The organism is Paenibacillus glufosinatiresistens, assembly GCF_031470375.1.
Classification (GTDB): Bacteria; Bacillota; Bacilli; order Paenibacillales; family Paenibacillaceae; genus Paenibacillus_AQ; species Paenibacillus_AQ glufosinatiresistens.
On the sequence record NZ_JAVFHT010000022.1, the window covers coordinates 39066 to 54778 of the forward strand.

At 60.2% G+C, this 15713-nt stretch carries 16 protein-coding genes; 11 read left to right on the forward strand and 5 right to left on the reverse strand.

Features of this window, described 5'->3' with window-relative positions; all coding sequences use genetic code 11:
• Nucleotides 1-72: 72 nt before the first annotated feature.
• A complete protein-coding gene (locus RBI05_RS17315) occupies nucleotides 73-1167 on the reverse strand; it encodes a GNAT family N-acetyltransferase (RefSeq protein ID WP_310551966.1) in 1095 nt (364 codons plus the stop codon).
• 102 nt (nucleotides 1168-1269) lie between these two features.
• Between RBI05_RS17315 and RBI05_RS17320 the strand changes: the two genes are divergently transcribed.
• Both RBI05_RS17320 and RBI05_RS17325 read left to right on the forward strand, forming a co-directional pair.
• A complete protein-coding gene (locus tag RBI05_RS17320; protein ID WP_408638343.1) occupies nucleotides 1270-2814 on the forward strand; it encodes a potassium/proton antiporter in 1545 nt (514 codons plus the stop codon).
• 139 nt (nucleotides 2815-2953) lie between these two features.
• The gene (locus RBI05_RS17325; RefSeq protein ID WP_150458128.1) at nucleotides 2954-3409 is read left to right on the forward strand and encodes a Dps family protein; all 456 of its coding nucleotides are present in this window, start codon (nucleotides 2954-2956) and stop codon (nucleotides 3407-3409) included.
• A 110-nt stretch (nucleotides 3410-3519) separates the two neighbouring features.
• Here the strand turns inward: RBI05_RS17325 and RBI05_RS17330 are convergent, their stop codons facing one another.
• Nucleotides 3520-4224, reverse strand: a complete 705-nt coding sequence (locus tag RBI05_RS17330) for an AIM24 family protein (RefSeq protein ID WP_150457939.1) — start codon at nucleotides 4222-4224, stop codon at nucleotides 3520-3522.
• A 35-nt stretch (nucleotides 4225-4259) separates the two neighbouring features.
• Nucleotides 4260-4742, reverse strand: coding sequence for a coiled-coil domain-containing protein (locus RBI05_RS17335; protein WP_310551967.1), 483 nt, complete (start codon nucleotides 4740-4742; stop codon nucleotides 4260-4262).
• Nucleotides 4743-4985: 243 nt separating this feature from the next.
• Between RBI05_RS17335 and RBI05_RS17340 the strand changes: the two genes are divergently transcribed.
• The 4 genes from RBI05_RS17340 to modB all read left to right on the forward strand — a co-directional run bounded on the left by RBI05_RS17340 (nucleotide 4986) and on the right by modB (nucleotide 8501).
• Complete coding sequence (locus RBI05_RS17340; RefSeq protein WP_310551968.1) at nucleotides 4986-5699, forward strand: hypothetical protein; 714 nt, start codon at nucleotides 4986-4988, stop codon at nucleotides 5697-5699.
• A 193-nt stretch (nucleotides 5700-5892) separates the two neighbouring features.
• The gene (locus RBI05_RS17345) at nucleotides 5893-6861 is read left to right on the forward strand and encodes a helix-turn-helix transcriptional regulator (protein WP_310551969.1); all 969 of its coding nucleotides are present in this window, start codon (nucleotides 5893-5895) and stop codon (nucleotides 6859-6861) included.
• Nucleotides 6862-7026: 165 nt separating this feature from the next.
• Nucleotides 7027-7821 (forward strand): molybdate ABC transporter substrate-binding protein, encoded by a 795-nt coding sequence (gene modA / locus RBI05_RS17350; protein ID WP_310551970.1) that lies wholly within the window; start codon nucleotides 7027-7029, stop codon nucleotides 7819-7821.
• A gap of 17 nt (nucleotides 7822-7838) precedes the next feature.
• Nucleotides 7839-8501 (forward strand): molybdate ABC transporter permease subunit, encoded by a 663-nt coding sequence (gene modB / locus RBI05_RS17355; RefSeq protein WP_310551971.1) that lies wholly within the window; start codon nucleotides 7839-7841, stop codon nucleotides 8499-8501.
• Between the two features lie 93 nt (nucleotides 8502-8594).
• On the opposite strand, the gene RBI05_RS17360 is transcribed toward modB, so the two are convergent.
• Complete coding sequence (locus tag RBI05_RS17360) at nucleotides 8595-9602, reverse strand: helix-turn-helix transcriptional regulator (RefSeq protein WP_310551972.1); 1008 nt, start codon at nucleotides 9600-9602, stop codon at nucleotides 8595-8597.
• Nucleotides 9603-9767: 165 nt separating this feature from the next.
• Between RBI05_RS17360 and RBI05_RS17365 the strand changes: the two genes are divergently transcribed.
• Nucleotides 9768-11177 carry a deoxyguanosinetriphosphate triphosphohydrolase family protein gene (locus tag RBI05_RS17365; RefSeq protein ID WP_150457946.1) on the forward strand — a complete coding sequence of 470 codons (1410 nt, stop codon included), beginning with the start codon at nucleotides 9768-9770 and terminating at the stop codon, nucleotides 11175-11177.
• A gap of 33 nt (nucleotides 11178-11210) precedes the next feature.
• Nucleotides 11211-12176 carry a TRM11 family SAM-dependent methyltransferase gene (locus RBI05_RS17370; RefSeq protein WP_310551973.1) on the forward strand — a complete coding sequence of 322 codons (966 nt, stop codon included), beginning with the start codon at nucleotides 11211-11213 and terminating at the stop codon, nucleotides 12174-12176.
• Nucleotides 12177-12215: 39 nt separating this feature from the next.
• On the opposite strand, the gene RBI05_RS17375 is transcribed toward RBI05_RS17370, so the two are convergent.
• Nucleotides 12216-13172 carry a D-2-hydroxyacid dehydrogenase gene (locus RBI05_RS17375; RefSeq protein WP_310551974.1) on the reverse strand — a complete coding sequence of 319 codons (957 nt, stop codon included), beginning with the start codon at nucleotides 13170-13172 and terminating at the stop codon, nucleotides 12216-12218.
• Between the two features lie 71 nt (nucleotides 13173-13243).
• Here RBI05_RS17375 and thpR point away from each other — a divergent pair, with 71 nt between their 5' ends.
• The 3 genes from thpR to RBI05_RS17390 all read left to right on the forward strand — a co-directional run bounded on the left by thpR (nucleotide 13244) and on the right by RBI05_RS17390 (nucleotide 15560).
• The gene (gene thpR, locus RBI05_RS17380; protein WP_310551975.1) at nucleotides 13244-13831 is read left to right on the forward strand and encodes an RNA 2',3'-cyclic phosphodiesterase; all 588 of its coding nucleotides are present in this window, start codon (nucleotides 13244-13246) and stop codon (nucleotides 13829-13831) included.
• A gap of 74 nt (nucleotides 13832-13905) precedes the next feature.
• Complete coding sequence (locus RBI05_RS17385; RefSeq protein WP_310551976.1) at nucleotides 13906-14805, forward strand: cell wall hydrolase; 900 nt, start codon at nucleotides 13906-13908, stop codon at nucleotides 14803-14805.
• A 71-nt stretch (nucleotides 14806-14876) separates the two neighbouring features.
• Nucleotides 14877-15560: a metal-dependent hydrolase gene (locus tag RBI05_RS17390; protein WP_310551979.1), complete on the forward strand. Its 684-nt coding sequence runs from the start codon at nucleotides 14877-14879 to the stop codon at nucleotides 15558-15560.
• The last annotated feature ends 153 nt before the right edge of the window (nucleotides 15561-15713 follow it).

The window sequence follows — 15713 nt, forward strand, 5'->3', positions numbered from 1 at the left end:
AAAACAAGCCGTCCCGATGCCGAGGGACGGCTTTGTTGTCGAAGGAGACGCTGCTGCGGCCGGGGCCGGCCGCTATACAAAATGCAGGCCGTACAGGTAAGGCAGCGGGAGCGCGGGCGGCAGTCCGTCCGCAGCTGCCCGCAGGGGGCTGTCCGGGTCAAACAGCACCGACAGCAGCTCGCGGTCACCGGGCGCCGCCGCCTCCACTGCGGCGCGGTCCGCCTCCGCCGGCACGGCCTGGCGGAGCAGCTCGGCACGGCTGGCTGCGCAGACCGTGCCGGCGTTGCCGCCGAAGGCGGCCGCTGCGCCCGCTTCGCGGAGCAGCGCAAGCAGCCGGTGCTCGTGCCACGGCACCGGCACTTCCAACGCCGCGCCGCTGCACAGCGCGGCCTTCGCCAGCAGGGCCGCCACCGCTTCGGGGCGGCCCGCCCACTCCACAGCCGCCCCGTCCGAAGGGGCGGCATCGCCGCGCGCCGGGTCATCCGGCGCGCCCGGAACCGCCGCCGGCAGCGCGGCGGCGAGGAAGCCCTCCACGCGGCCCTCGCGGACGGCCACCAGGGTGCGCGGGGTCAGACCCATCGCACCCGCCAGGGCTCCGGCCCCAAGCTCGGCCGCTAGTTCGCCCGCCGAGACGGCGAACCCCGCCTCCCGCGCCGTCAGCAGTTCGCAGACGGCGTGGAGGTCCTCCGGCTGCATCGGCCGCAGCAGCCGGTCATCGCTCTCGGCCGCGGCAAGCGAGGCGGCCGCCTCCGGATGCAGCCGCACGCGGGCGGCGCGGCCAAACGGCACACATCCGGCGCGCTCATAGAGCGAACGCTCGCCGGAGACAAAGATCAGCGCCGCCCCTGCCCGGCGGGCGTGCTTCTGGCAGAGCGCCAGAAGCGTTCCGGCAAGCCCCCGGTTGCGGTAGGCGGGCGCCGTGCAGACCGAGCCGATCGAGAAGGCGCGGAGCGCGACAGGGCCGGCCTGGACCGTGGAAGGGACCAAGCCCATGAAGGCGGCCAGCGTGCCGTCCTCGTCCCAGGCTGCGTAAGAGTGGACAAGACCCGGACGGAATATAGAGGGGAAGAGTTCGCCCATTGAGCGGTCGCCCTCCTTGCGGAATACGGAGTCGGCGAGCGCGGCCGCCTGCGGCAGCTCTTCTGGGCGAATAAGCCGGTATTGCATCTGCGTGTAGCCTCCCAATGAGTAAAATTTCTTGGCACAACCCAGTATAACATGGGTAATAACGAACATAACAAAACCAGTCCAAATGGAAAGGCGTGATTGATGCACATGACGCATTTTTCCGACACCATGATTCTTCTCTTGGCCGTTCTCCTGCTGATTGGCGTATTCTCCACCAAATTCTCCTCGCGTTTCGGCATGCCTTCGCTGGTGCTCTTCATCGCGGCCGGGATGGTATTGAACCAATTCGTTTATTACGACAACATCAAGCTGACCCAGCTTGCGGGGATTTTTGCGCTTGTCATTATCCTGTTTGAAGGCGGCATGCAGACCAGCTTCCGGGAGATTCGCCCGATCATCCGCCCGGCGCTCTCGCTGGCCACCGTAGGCGTGATCGTATCGACCGTCATCGTCGGTTTTTTTGCCCGGCTTGTTCTGGATGTTCCTTGGGCCGATAGTCTGCTGTTCGGCGCCATTGTCGGCTCGACCGATGCGGCGGCCGTCTTCGCCGTGCTGGGCGGCAAGAATATCGACAAACGGCTGACCTCCACGCTGGAAGCGGAGTCAGGCAGCAATGATCCGATGGCGGTCTTCCTGACCGTGACGCTCATTGAATGGATTCAGCACCCCGATACTGCAATCTGGATGCTGATCCTGCTGTTCATCTGGGAGATGGGCATGGGCCTGGTTACCGGTCTGGTCGTGGGCAAAGGAGCCGTCTGGTTGATCAACCGGATCAATCTGGATTCCACCGGGCTGTATCCGGTGCTCGCGGTCGGCGCGGCCGTGCTGACCTATGGACTTGCGGCCATGTTTCACAGCAGCGGCCTGCTGGCGGTCTATGTAGCCGGTCTGGTGCTCGGCAACTCGGAAGTGGTCTATCACCGGACCATTATGAACTTCAACCACGGCTTTGCCTGGATGATGCAGATCGCCATGTTCATGCTCCTCGGGCTGCTCGTATTCCCCCAGGATCTGGCCGATATCGCCTGGCAGGGCCTGCTGCTGTCGCTGATCCTGATGGTGGTGGCCCGGCCCGCCGGCGTCTTCCTGAGTCTCCTGTTCGCCAAATTCAATGTCAGGGAGAAGACGCTGATTGCCTGGTCGGGACTTCGGGGCGCGGTGCCGATCGTACTGGCAACCTATCCGCTGATGGCGAATCTTCCCCATGGACGGATGTTCTTCAATGTCGTCTTCTTCGTCGTGCTGACCTCCGCGGTCATTCAGGGTACGACGATTTCCGCGCTGGCCTTCCGGCTCAAGCTGGTCGGCAAGGAGGGAGAAGCGCCTTCGCTGATGGAACTGGTCGCCCTGGGCCGAACAAGCTCCGAATTCAACCATGTCGTCATTCAGCCCCATATGCCGATTGCCGGCCTGCAGATTGCCGAGATGGAGCTGCCGGAGGATATCCTGTTCACGGCGATTATCCGCGGTGACCGGATTGTCACTCCGCTAGGAGGAACGGTGATCGAGCCGGGCGATGTTCTCTATGTGCTGAGTCCCAAATCGAAGCGGGAAGAAATGCGGGCTTTGTTCCGCGCCGAGAAAGGGCGTTCGGCGGCCGGCGGACAGCTTCCGCTTCAAGCGTCGCCGCTTGGCTCGGTTCAGACGCTGGGGGAAGAGAACGAGAATCTTAAGAAATTGTGACCGACCTAATAGCCTGGAGCTTAACGGGCATGATAAACTATGCGAAATTCATTCGCGGCATTGTAAATGCGGCGGAAGTATGCTAAATTAAATATATATTTAGAATAAGTCTAAATTAAATAGTTGGGAGGAAATTATAATGAGTACCGAACTGAAGAGCCAGACCGAACTGCACGCCGGGTTGAACCGCCAGACCGCGAATTGGAGCCTGCTGGGCGTCAAGCTGCATCACTATCACTGGTTTGTCAAAGGCAGCCACTTCTTCACCCTGCATGAGAAATTCGAGGAATACTACAACGAAGCCGCAGGCTATGTGGACGAGCTGGCGGAGCGCCTGTTGGCCATCGGTGGCCGCCCGGCCTCGACGATGAAGGAATATCTGGAACTGTCGACCCTGGAAGAAGCCAAGGGAAGCGAAGATGCCGCCGCTATGGTATCCCAGCTCATCAAGGACTTCTCTCAGATTGCCGAAGAAGCGAAGACGCTGATTGCACTTGCGGAAGAGTCCGGCGACCAGCCGACCGGAGATCTGCTGATCGGCATTCGGACGAACGTCGAGAAGCATGTATGGATGCTGAATGCTTATCTGGGCTGATTCGCCCTGCCGCTTCCTATAGCGGCATACCTAAAAGGCGGCGGCTTCTTCAAATCTGAAGAAGCCGCCGCCTTTTGACTTGCCGCAGCAAGGAAGCCTGCCGCTATTTGCTATTTAATGAAGACTCCCCCGAAGGGAAGAGCTTCCCTCAGGAAACGCCGGATAATGCCGTCGTCGTCGTTGTCCCGCTCGAACCTCCGGCTCTGGCGTCCGGCCTGAAAGAGCACGGAGCCGCGGCCGGTCATTTTCCAATGGTAGCTCATGTGCTGGCTCGCCAGATGGTTGCCGTATACCGTCAGCTCCAGCCTGGCGTTCTCCGGATAGGCAATGACACTCCCGGCATCGACATAGAGCGGCTCGTCGGGATCAAGAACCGCCTCGCAGACCGTTCCTTCCGTCAGCAGGCCGATGCTGCCCCGGCCCGAGAACTTGACCTTGACCACATCCCGGGTCACGAGCATGTTCTTCATGCTGAGCACCCGGGTCTGCATCTCAATTCCCCGGCTGTAGTAGAAGAGATGCCGGAAGTCATAGAGCAGATCCTCTTCCCCTGTAAGCTCAATGGTCTTCACCCGGTAGCCGGGAGGGAGCGCTGCCGTGAACCGGCAGGGTCCGGACATGTCCGCACGGATCAGCTTGCGCTTCCGGTACATCCCTTTGACATCCATGAACCGGTCCGAACGCCCGGACGACGGTCCCTGATAAGCAATAATCTGCTGGGGATGAAGCACATGAATTTCCTCTTGCTCTTCCAGCGTGAATGCCAGGGCCTGTCCGCTGGCGTCCGCGCTTTCGGCTTGTATCTCAACTCTCATGAGCGCCTCCGTTCCTGTTCTGGCCCCGCCGCAGATCAGCGGATGCGGTCTCCCCGGCGGGAGCGGCCCCGCATGCCGAAGCGCACAAGCCGGATCAGAATGAAATAGCCGGCAATCAGTCCAAGTCCCGTAAAGACCGTTACCTTGAGCCGGTGAATATAGTTCTCGCGCGCTGCCCGGTCATCGCGAAGTTCGCCGATCATGGCCGTCAGCTGGCGGTTCTGCTCCTGGAGCTCTGCGTTCTGGTTCCGGTAGGTTTCCATTTCCGTCCGGGCTTCATTCAGTTCGGACCGTGTCTGATCCAGGCTTTCTTTCGTCTCGCCCAGTTCATTCATCGTCTCCTTATAGCTCTCTTGAAGCTCGCTCACATCGCTTGGAAGCTCGGAGAATTTCTCCAGCCCTTTATAAATGTCGTTAAAATAATTGGCGCTGGCGGCAGACGGCGCCGAGACAAGAACCGCCGCCAGGATCAATGCGGCGGATAAACCCTGACAGGCTGCCCGGATTCTGGGCTTCATGCCAATCACCGTCCTTCTGATTCATTAAGTTCCTCCTATATAATTTACCACACCTGTGCACTCCGAATAATACAGGATGTGACACGACAGAAGAATTTGCAGATTTATGTCGATATTCACAGGAGAACATACATTCCGTGACAAGGAGTTGTCCGCCAATATTGGTATATTAATAGAAGAGACAGGAAGTTGCGGAATAACTTTTCCCGAACCCGTGTCCCTTACCAAGAAAGAGGTGGACGTATGCAGGCCAGCATTCAACCGGTCTATACCTGGAGCCACGATGCGCTGTTCTCGGGAAGAGCCGGCCGGCTTACGCTTCTGATAGAGATTAACAGCACGCACCCGGCACCGAACGCGGAAGAGAAGCACCGTACTGCGGCGAAAGGAATTGAACTGGATGTCTGGCTGGAGCCGCATGTGCGTCTGATCGACAGCATAGGCGGACGCTGTGAGACAGATGAAAACGCTCCCTTGCTCCGCTACGAGTTCGGTTCGCTGCAAGCGGGCAAGCAGAAACAACTGGCCGTGGAGCTTGAACTGGAGGGGATGCCGGCCGGCGACCGCGAAGCCGTCTGGCTTCAGTGGCGGTACCGGCACCCGGCCGGAAGCCGAATGCGGGAGCTGCCCGTGCACCGGTTGAAGGTTCAGCACAGCGTCCATACCGGCGTTCTATCGGAGCCGGGGTCTTTCTATGTAGAGAAGCAGACCGAACTTCTCCGGGTCCGGCGGCTGCTGGAAGAATTTCTGTCTCCGGACTGTCTGCTGCCCTATGACAAGAGGATCGAGCAAATCCGCAGGCAGGGAGACCGGCTGCTGCTTATGGCGGTTCGTTCCGGAGACAATACGCTGCTGCAGGAAGCGGAGTGGCTGTACCGGCAGGGCCAGACGCGGGCCATGCTGCCGCAGCCGGAACACGAACGGGCAGCATGGGAACGGAGGCTGGAATGCGTCTGAAGAGAACAGAATGTTCGCGAATAGGACTATATTCACAAGTTATTAATATGAGGGGCAAAAAGACACGCTTTTCTTATGGTAAAATAGTACAATAGATCTAGTTGATCTTCTGCCTTCACCAGATGGTTTCGTATTCTCTGTTCATTTACAACAGGATTATAAGTCTATTTTACTAGATGCAAGGAGATTGAGAATGACGGACAGACTGATTCGTCTGATGCGCATCATTACACTCGTTCAGGCGAAGCCTGGCATCCTGGCGCGGGAACTTGCCGAGCGGTGCGGCACCAGCGAAAGAACGATTTATCGGGATATGGACGCCCTGAGCGCCATGCATATTCCGATCACCCATTTGGGGCATGGGAAAGGATACACCTTTATCGGCAACTTTGCTCTGTACCCGCTGGACTGGTCGGTGGAAGAAGCCGCTGCGTTCTCGCAGTTCAGCGAGAATCTGGATGCCATCAAGCCGTATATCCCGGACAGTTTTGAGAGCGCCTACGAGAAGGTGCTGGCCGCGGGCTACAAGTATCGCGCAGACCGGGAAGAGCGGACGGAGAACCGCAAGGAGGGGGGGCCGCTGCTCTCGGGAGAACGGGGCCTTTCGGTCCAGGAAGTTCTTCCGCCCGCCCTGATGGCTGTGCTTACGGCTGCTTTGAAGCGAAGAAGCATCCGGGCGGAATATTCCGAGGCGGCCGCCGAAGAAGCCTTCTTCGAACTGGAGCCGTACTTCGTTGTGTATCTGGAAGGGCAGTTTCATCTGATCGGCCGCGCCCGCCCGGAAGGGAGCGTGGGCAGTTACCCGATTCAGCAGCTGTCCCAGGTCCGTATTCTGAGCCGGGAATTCACGCCCGAGCCTTTCAATCTGGATGCATTTATCCGGGAGAAATGGTCGCTGGAGCCTGACAGCCTGCGTCTCGCCTTCCGAATCAGGGCAACGCCGGGATTATGGAAGCGGCTCGAGGCCGATGCGGAACCGTTCCGTCCGGTGCGAAGCGACAATGAATCCCGAATGATTCATTTTGAAGTCGAGCCGGAGCGGTCGAATGCTTTCTTCAACTGGATTAGCCAGTTCAAAGAGGAAGCCGAAATTATGGAACCCTATTATTACCGGGAATTAATGAAGCACCAACTGGAGGTATGGCTGTCGCTTTATAAATAAAGCGCAGCCTTTTTTTGTGCCTGCATCCAGCGTAATTGGGCAGCGAACCAAATATCATGAAATAGATGCAAATATAATGATATCTATAGAAAAATCGGATTTATGCGTGATAGAATGGCTTCTAAATCATACCAAACCATAAATAGAGTCCGGAGGGGATGGGAAATGGGAAAGAGCATGAAGCTGACTGGCGCGGCGCTCGCGGCAGCCCTGCTGCTGACAGCAGCGGCACGGATGCTGACGTCCGGCGGCGAGGCGGAGGCGGCCCGAAAGACGGAGCTGCTTGTATCCGCCGCAGCGAGTCTGCAAGGCAGCCTGGAGAAGATCGAGAGCCGGTACGAGAAGCTTCATCCGGACATCGATCTGGTATTCAATTATGGCGCTTCCGGAACGCTGCAGAAGCAGATCGAGCAGGGCGCGCCGGCCGATCTATTCTTCTCGGCCGGCGACAAGCAGATGGAAGCGCTGGTGAAGGGCGGTCTGGTGGAGACCCGGACGGATGTGCTGAAGAATCAGCTTGTCGTCGTTGTCCCGGCCCATTCGGGAACGGGAAGCCTGAACACGATCCGGCAGCTGGAAGAAGAAGGCTTCAAGCGGATTGCCATCGGGCAGCCTGAATCGGTTCCGGCCGGGCAGTACGCCAGACAGTCTTTGGAATCGAAGGGAATCTGGAAGCCGATTCAGAACAAGCTGATCTTCGCCAAGGATGTCCGTCAGGTGCTCTCTTATGTAGAGACGGGCAGCGTGGATGCCGGCTTTGTCTACAAGACCGATGCGGCAGGCTCTTCCAAAGTGAAAATTGCGCTTGCCGTTAGTCTTCCGGACCGGCAATCCATTCGTTATCCGCTCGGAATCGTCAAGGGAACCCGGCATGCGGAAGAGGCGAAGGCATTCTACGCCTATCTGCAATCCAAGCCTGCCCGGGATGTGTTCGTCTCCTTCGGGTTTCAGCTGCCTTGACGGTGCCAGGTGGAGCGATGAATATCGACTGGAGCGAATTTCTGGCGCCTGTCTGGATATCCGTCAAGGTAGCCATCCCCGCTTCGGTGATTGTCTTTGTGCTGGCCGCCGCGGCGGCCAGGGTAATGGCGCACCGCAGGTTCCCGGGAAGAACCGTGATCGAGACGCTGCTGCTGCTGCCTCTGGTCCTGCCGCCTACAGTAGTCGGGTTCATTCTCCTGGTGGCACTTGGCCGGCAGAGCCGGTTCGGGCGTCTCTACGAGCAGTGGACGGGCCAGCCGATTCTGTTCACCTGGGGCGCGGCGGTGATCGCAGCGGTCGTGGTCGCTTTTCCGCTGGCGTACCGGACGGTGAAGGCGGGGTTCGAGGAAGTGGACCGTGATCTGGAAGACGCCGCCCGGGCCCAGGGAGCCGGGGAGTGGCAGGTGCTGCGCTATGTCACGCTGCCGCTGGCGAGCCGGTCGCTCTCAACCGGCTATATGCTGGGGTTTGCCCGGGGACTGGGCGAGTTCGGGGCGACCATTATGATAGCCGGCAATATTCCGCACCGGACGCAGACGCTTCCCGCCGCGATCTACACCGCCGTGGACGGAGGCAGCATGGCCATGGCCTGGCTCTGGGTGGGGGCGGTGCTGCTGCTCTCCTTCCTCATGCTGCTGGCGGCGAACCGGACCCGGTAGGCCCGGCGGGCCATCCGAGGGCTGCGGCGGTTGACCGCTATGCAGAAAGGCCGTCCCGGCAGGGGCGGCCTTTGCTGTGGACGGCGAGACGGATCATTCGGCGCTTGCGCTCCGGTCCTGCCGGTATTCCGCTTCATAGAGGATGGTGCCGGCCTTCCTGGTATCGCAGCCGTGGATAGCGCTCAGCTCCCGCCGGAAGGCGGGAGACCGAAGGATGCCGAGAACCGATTGAATCCAGCCTTCATTCTCCTCGCTCCTGATCATCACGAGATCCACCTCTTCTTCAATAAGCGGAATGAAATCGACGCCCTCGACGATCTTCGCGGCCTTCAGGGTGCCGACGCCGATATCCGCCTCTCCGCGCGCCACCTTGGCTGCGACTGCCAGATGGCTCGTCTCTTCGGTGCGGTAGCCTTCGATTCCGCGGGAGGAGAGGCCGAGCAGCCGGAGCTGCTCGTCCAGCAGAACGCGGGCGCCGGAGCCGCGCTCGCGGTTGACGAGCACATATCCGCTCCGGGCAAGATCCTCCCACCCGGTTATTCCCTTCGGATTGCCCTTGGCGACGTACAGGCCCGCGCTCCGGGTCAGCAGTCGGACTATCAGGAAGGGAAGACCTACGAGCAGCCGGCGTACATAAGGCAGGTTGTAGGCCCCCGTATCTCCGTCCAGCAGATGGGTGCTGACAATGTCGGACTCTCCCCGGTACATCGAGATCAGGCTGTCGAGACTGCCTGCGTAGGAGCGCAGCGGACGCATCGAGGGCGAGGACCGTTCGAGATGCTGGGCCAGAATGTCGAGGCTCATATCCTGGCCGGTGATGACGATATCGCGCAGGCCGGCGCGGTTCGTTCCCGGAGCCTGCTGCCAGGGCGGCAAGCCCTGCCCGGCGGAAGGCGCCTGCGGGAGCGGAAGCGGCGGCGGAGCGCCGCCTTCCCGGGAGCGGCGTTTGTACAGCTCGAGATCCGAAGCGTCCACGCGCATTTGCTTGCCGACCCGGTACGAGGGAAGCTCGCCCTTTTTGATCAGATCATATACCTTCAGCTTGGAGATCTTCAGCAGCTTGGCGACCTCTTCGGTTGTATAGGAAACCTCTTCGGGCACGGTTCATCAGCCTCCTTGGCGGCAGTGCATCCTCTTATAAGACTACCCGATTTAACCGGGGGCTGCAATTGAAGAACCTCCGCCTGTATAGAGGATGAAACTTTGACCGAAAATCCCTTATAATGAATTACTATAACGAACAGACCGATCAGGGGGTGGCTTCAAATGACCAGATTTCAGGAGCGGGAGCACCGGCAATACCCGGAAGCTGCCCGGCTGGAAACTTCGCGTGCCGTCTATGAGCGGGACTATTCCCGGCTGATTCACTCGCCGACCTTCCGCCGTCTTCAGGGCAAGTCCCAGGTGTTCGGCGCGGGCACCGGCGATTATTACCGCACCCGGCTGACCCATTCGCTGGAGGTGGCCCAGATTGCGCGGGAAGCGGCGAAGAGCCTGCTGCGCGCTTACCCGGAGGTCGAGACCGGACAAGCCGACAATCCCGGACTTGTGATCGACCCCGAGGTTGTGGAATGCGCGGCCATCGCCCATGATTTCGGCCATCCGCCGTTCGGCCACAAGGGCGAAGAGGTGCTGGACAGCATTCTGGAGAAGCTGATTGAGGAGAAGACGCTGCAGGAAGCGGCGCAGACGGGGGCGGACCCGGTGCGTCTGGAAGCGATCCGCGCGCGCATGAAGACCAAATACGAGCATTTTGAGGGCAATGCCCATAACTTCCGGCTGATTATGTTCCTGGAGAAACGGGAGAATTTCGACGGACTCAATCTGTCCGATGCCGTTCTGCTGGGGATCAACAAATACCCGTTCCCCGGAACGGTGCTGAAGAAAGGCATGTACCTGCACGAGTGGGAATACATCTCGCAGATTCGGGGAGCGTGGGGGATTCCGGACGGCAAAAAAACGCTGGAGGCCCAATTGATGGACCTGTGCGACGATATCGCCTATTCCGCCCATGATCTCGAAGACGGCATTAAGGCAGGCAAGATTGAGGTCCATGAGTATTTTCTTCAGGACCCTTACACGCTGCGCCTGATTGTCGAGAAGGTGCTGACGCTGGAGGATTTCTTCTGGGAAGGGTGGAGCGACGAACAGATCCGGCGCAAGGCGGAAGCGGTGCTGACCGAGTTCCTCCGCGTCTGGAAGGAGAAGATGCCGGTCTGCGAGAACGACTATTCGCGCACCCGGCGCGAAGTCAAAGGATATTGGGTCAGCACCTTCGTGGCCAGTCTCGGCGTAATCTCCGACGGGGATTGGAAGAAGGTTACTTTTGTCAAGGACGGGGCCGAGGATGAGGATCTGCTTCGCACGGTAAGCGTGCTGAAGAGCTTTGCCTGGGTCACCATGATCCGCGATCTGCGGGTTCAGCGGCTGCAGAAGCGCAGCGAATGGATTATCCGGCGACTGTGGAGCGCATTCCTGGACCCGGTCGCCTCCAAGGCGATCATCCCGACCGACTGGCTGCAGCGGTTCGAGAAGGACCAGAAGCAGGCTCGGCCGATCTGGACCTGGGAGCATATGGTGATTGATTATATTGCCGGAATGACCGACGCGTTCGCCGAGAAAATCTACAACGAGCTGTTCGGCCTGAAGGTCGGCTCGATCTACGATCTCGATTAGCATTCACGGCGGAGGAGAGGAACTTGCAATGCGATGAACCCATTGGAACCGATTTATTATTATTTCTACCGCAGCCATGAGACCGAGAGCGAACTCTGCCGGCTGGAGCTGAAGGTTCTGCTTGGAGAGGAAGGGGAAGAAGGCAGCGGGGGCAATGCGGACCGCGGTTCGGCGGGCATCCGGTCCTCCGCAGCCGCGGTGGACCCCGGCCGAAGCCCGTATCTGTCCGGCGTCATGGAAGTGTGGTCGGCCTCCGGCTCGGTCGAGGACATCTGCCGCTTCGCGGCCGAGCTTCCGCCGGGCGAAACATCGTTCCGGGTAAGCTGCCCCAGAGAAAGCGAAGGCAGCTACGAGGAACGGCTGGAACTGGAGCGCCGGGTAGGCCGCTGTATCCGGGGCCGAGCCGATCTGCGCTCGCCCGGGCAGGTCTACGGCATTGTGCGGCGCGGCGGGGTCTATGCCTTCGGCCCGTACCGGGAAGCCGACCGGAGCTGGCAGGCGCGGCGCATCAAGCCGCATCCGTACTCCACCGGTCTTGGAGTCGGGCTGTCCCGCTCGCTGGTCAATCTGGCCGTCCCCGATCCGGAGCAGAAGAGGGTCATCGACCCCTGCTGCGGAATGGGCAACGTGCTGATTGAAGGCTTTAGCATGGGCGTCCGGATGTCGGGCTGCGATCTGAACCCGCTGGCTGTCCGCGGAGCCCGCGGCAACCTCCGGCACTTCGGCTACCCCGAAGATGCCGTCCGGCTGGCGGATATGCGCAGTCTGGAGGGGACGTACGATGCGGCCGTTCTGGACATGCCCTATAATCTGTGCTCCGTGCTGCCGCCGGAGGAAGCGCTGGAGATGCTGCGGGCGCTGCGCCGGCTGACCGGCCGGGCGGTAATCGTCTCCACACAGCCGCTTGAGCGGGAGATCGGACAGGCGGGCTTCCGAGTAGAAGAGAGCTGCGCCGTATCCAAGAGCAGCCTGACCCGGTTCATCTGGATCTGCCGCTAAGCGGCGGCCGGGAGCCGGGACGGGATTGCTGCCGCCGGCTCAATATTGGCGTTCGTAATCGACGAGATTGAGGTCCGGCGTTCCTGTGGCGGCATAAGCTTTTAAATTCCCGGCAAAAATATCGGCCATCCGGTCGGCATACCGGTCCGTATTGCCTGCGCTGTGCGGGGTTATGACCACCTGCTCCATGGCCCAGAGCGGATGGTCCGCCGGCAGCGGCTCCTGCTCGAACACGTCCAGTCCGGCTCCGGCGAGCCGTCGGCTGTGAAGAGCCGCGATCAGATCGTCCGTTACCGTGGTGCCGCCGCGGCCGATGCTGATATAGTAAGCGCCCGGCTTGAAGGCGGAGAAGACGGAAGCGTCGAACAGACCGCGGGTGCGGTCGGTGAGCGGCAGGGTATTGATCACAAAGTCGGCCTCCGCGGCCGCTTCGCGCAGCTGTCCGGTGGTCCGGATCTCGTCGAATCCGGGAACCGGCTCGGCCTTGCTGCGGATGCCGACGGTCTTCATGCGGAACGCCTTGGCGAGCCGCGCGGTCTCGGCCCCGATGCGGCCGGTTCCGGCAATGACGGCCGTCTTGCCCGTCAACTCGCTCTCGGCGCCGGACGATTGCCACAGCCGGCGTTCCTGATTGCGGACCGCCGTATGGAAATCGCGGACAAAGAGCAGCATAAAGCCGATAATCACCGAGGCGATCGGCTCGGCATGCACGCCGCTGGCATTGGTCAGGAAGACGCCCCGTTCCCGCAGGCGATCCAGCGGCATCCGGTCGATGCCTGCCGACCAGGACTGCACCCAGCGGAGGGGCGTTCCTTCCGCGAGCACATGGCCGGCAATGCCTTTGCCCCAGCCGATCAGAATCTCCGCTTGCGCCAGAAGCGCAGGGTCGGGCGAATCGGCGCGGGTCTCTTCGAGCCGGTAACCGGGCGCAGCCTCGAGGATTAGGGATTTTTGCTTCTCGTTGAGGGCGTGCAGGCTTACGATCAATCTGGACATGGGGATTCTCCTCTCCGGGTGCTTCTCTATCCATCCTAGGATAGCAAATTGCGAAAGAAAGGTGAAATGTGATGGAGAAAATGCGATTGTTCACCGCCATCCGTCTGCCGGAGCGGCTTTTGGAGCCGCTGGGCGCGGTCTGCCGCTTCGGTCCGGCCCGTTCGTTGTTCGCAAGCTGGCCTTACCCGGAGGATTATCATATCACGCTCCAGTTCCTGGGAGACACCGAGACCGCTGCCGTGCCGGGGCTTACCCGCGCCTTGGAGCGGGCCGCCCTTCAGTCGGCTCCGTTCCGGCTGCGGCTGGCCGGGACCGGCTCTTTCGGAAGGCCGGAGGCGCCCCGGGTGCTCTGGGCCGGCGTCGAGGGGGAACGGGACCGCCTGGCCGGGCTTCAGCGGGCGGTTACCGCCGCCACCGGACCGCTCGGGTTCCGCGCAGAGGAGCGGGCGTACAGTCCGCATGTCACCTTGGCGCGGAAATTTCGCGGAGGCCCGGAGGACAGACAGGCTTTGGAACAGCTTCGCACAGCGGTCGAGCGCGTCCTGGACGAAGAGGGCGGCTTGTGGGAGGCGGACCGGATGGTGCTGCTGGCTACGCGGATGGGGGCTGTTCCGATGTATGAAACGATTGCTGAATTTTCATTAAATACTTCCAAATAAACGGTTGAAGTTTTCAAACCTCCCCTTTTCGGTTACATAGAATAGGAATGTGTCGAAAATCGGGGAGGAATATCATGCTTATATTTAGACAAAACCGCTGGGTAGCGCTGCTTGTCGGCGTTATTCTGGTGTGTTTTTCTTCCATAATTCTGTTTCAGCCGCGCGTAAGAGGCGGGGAATACGGGGACCGCGTCACGATGAACCGGCTTCAGGGGGGCCGGGCGGAGGCGAAGCCGGTATCCGCGGCGCCTGCGGCCATGACGGAATCGCCGGGCGGCATCCGAGCCAGTCAGCCGGGACGGGATCGGCAGCTAAGCGAATTGTCGCTGCTGCCCGCTCAGACCTCGGGAACCCGAATATGGGAGACCCGCCCGGCGGCAGAGGTGCTGGACCAGTGGAAGAGTGACCGGGACAAGAAGGAACAGGCGGCCCAGGCCGCAATCGCGCAGGCGCAGCGGCAGGCCAAGGCTAAGGCACAGGCAGCCGCCAGACAAGCCGCGCAGAAGTCCAAGACGGCCGTCCAGGCCAATACCCCCACTATCTTATACTTCACGAGAACCGAGCTGCTGACCCCGGATCAGAAAGACCGGGCAACCGAGAGCTACAGCGTTTCTCGCGAGGATCTGCTTCTCCTTCAGCGAATTGTGATGGCGGAAGCAGAGGGCGAACCGTACATAGGCAAAGTGGCAGTCGCCAATGTTGTCCTAAACCGGCTGCGGTCAGCCAATTTTCCCGATACCATTAGAGATGTGATCTATCAGAAGAGCCAATTCAGCCCGGTGCAGAACGGGCGTCTTCAGCGTGTCAAGCCCAACGCCGACAGCATCCGCGCCGTGAATGAGGCGCTCAGCGGCGTCAAGGCAGTTACCGACGACACCTATTATTTTCTGTCGCTTCGGCTGGCCCAGGATCTGACGGTTCACCACACGCGCAAGTTTGCCGTGACCATCGGCAATCATTCTTTTTACAGATAGGAGAACCTGCCAAAACGGTTAATGGATTAGAGTAACTATCCTGCGCCCTTCGGAGGAGGATTCTTAAAATGTTGAAAGTGACGTATTACGGCCATTCGGCTGTGCTGGCGGAGAGCGGCGAGAGCGCCGTGATTATCGATCCGTTTCTCTCGGGTAATCCCAAGTCGGGCATCGCTCCGGATGCCGTCAAGGTGAGCGCGGTTCTGCTGACGCATGGCCATTCCGATCATCTGGGAGATGCGGTGGAAATCGCTCTTGCCAACGAATGCCCGATCTTCGCGCCCTTCGAGCTGGCGCAGTACTGCCGGAAGAAGGGGGCTGAAGTCATGCCGATGAACATCGGGGGAGGCTGCACCTACCGCGATTTCACCCTGAAGTACACGCAGGCGCTGCACTCTTCGTCCATAACGGAAGGGGACAGCTGGATCTATGCGGGGGAACCGGCGGGTATTGTGCTGGATATGGGCGGACGGACATTCTATCATGCAGGGGATACGTCGCTGTTCAGCGATATGCGGCTGATCGGCGAGCGTCATAATATTGATCTCGCGGCGCTGCCGATCGGAGATATGCTGACGATGGGCCCCGACGACGCGCTGCTTGCAGCCAAGTGGCTGCGGGCCGACAAAGTTCTGCCGATACATTACAATACCTTCCCGGCCATCGCCCAGGATGCCGGCGAATTCAGCCGTCGCTTGAAATCGGAGGGCATCGAGGGGTGCCCGCTGCTGCCGGGAGAGAGCCTGGAACTGTAGTTCGGGAATTTTACGCCAAAATGAACAGCCCCGTCGCCGAATTGAAGTGCACCCCTTAGAATAGACATTGGAAACCCCCCCTGGTTATTCCGATAAAATCTAAGGGGTGCATTTTTATGGCGTTTAAAGGGCAGAAGCTCAAACAATATTCAG

Coding starts and splice junctions, on each gene's coding strand:
- RBI05_RS17315 (WP_310551966.1), bottom strand. CDS start 1,167: ATGCAATACCGGCTTATTCGCCCAGAAGAGCTGCCGCAGGCGGCCGCG.
- RBI05_RS17320 (WP_408638343.1), top strand. CDS start 1,270: ATGCACATGACGCATTTTTCCGACACCATGATTCTTCTCTTGGCCGTT.
- RBI05_RS17325 (WP_150458128.1), top strand. CDS start 2,954: ATGAGTACCGAACTGAAGAGCCAGACCGAACTGCACGCCGGGTTGAAC.
- RBI05_RS17330 (WP_150457939.1), bottom strand. CDS start 4,224: ATGAGAGTTGAGATACAAGCCGAAAGCGCGGACGCCAGCGGACAGGCC.
- RBI05_RS17335 (WP_310551967.1), bottom strand. CDS start 4,742: ATGAAGCCCAGAATCCGGGCAGCCTGTCAGGGTTTATCCGCCGCATTG.
- RBI05_RS17340 (WP_310551968.1), top strand. CDS start 4,986: ATGCAGGCCAGCATTCAACCGGTCTATACCTGGAGCCACGATGCGCTG.
- RBI05_RS17345 (WP_310551969.1), top strand. CDS start 5,893: ATGACGGACAGACTGATTCGTCTGATGCGCATCATTACACTCGTTCAG.
- modA (WP_310551970.1), top strand. CDS start 7,027: ATGGGAAAGAGCATGAAGCTGACTGGCGCGGCGCTCGCGGCAGCCCTG.
- modB (WP_310551971.1), top strand. CDS start 7,839: ATGAATATCGACTGGAGCGAATTTCTGGCGCCTGTCTGGATATCCGTC.
- RBI05_RS17365 (WP_150457946.1), top strand. CDS start 9,768: ATGACCAGATTTCAGGAGCGGGAGCACCGGCAATACCCGGAAGCTGCC.
- RBI05_RS17370 (WP_310551973.1), top strand. CDS start 11,211: ATGAACCCATTGGAACCGATTTATTATTATTTCTACCGCAGCCATGAG.
- RBI05_RS17375 (WP_310551974.1), bottom strand. CDS start 13,172: ATGTCCAGATTGATCGTAAGCCTGCACGCCCTCAACGAGAAGCAAAAA.
- thpR (WP_310551975.1), top strand. CDS start 13,244: ATGGAGAAAATGCGATTGTTCACCGCCATCCGTCTGCCGGAGCGGCTT.
- RBI05_RS17385 (WP_310551976.1), top strand. CDS start 13,906: ATGCTTATATTTAGACAAAACCGCTGGGTAGCGCTGCTTGTCGGCGTT.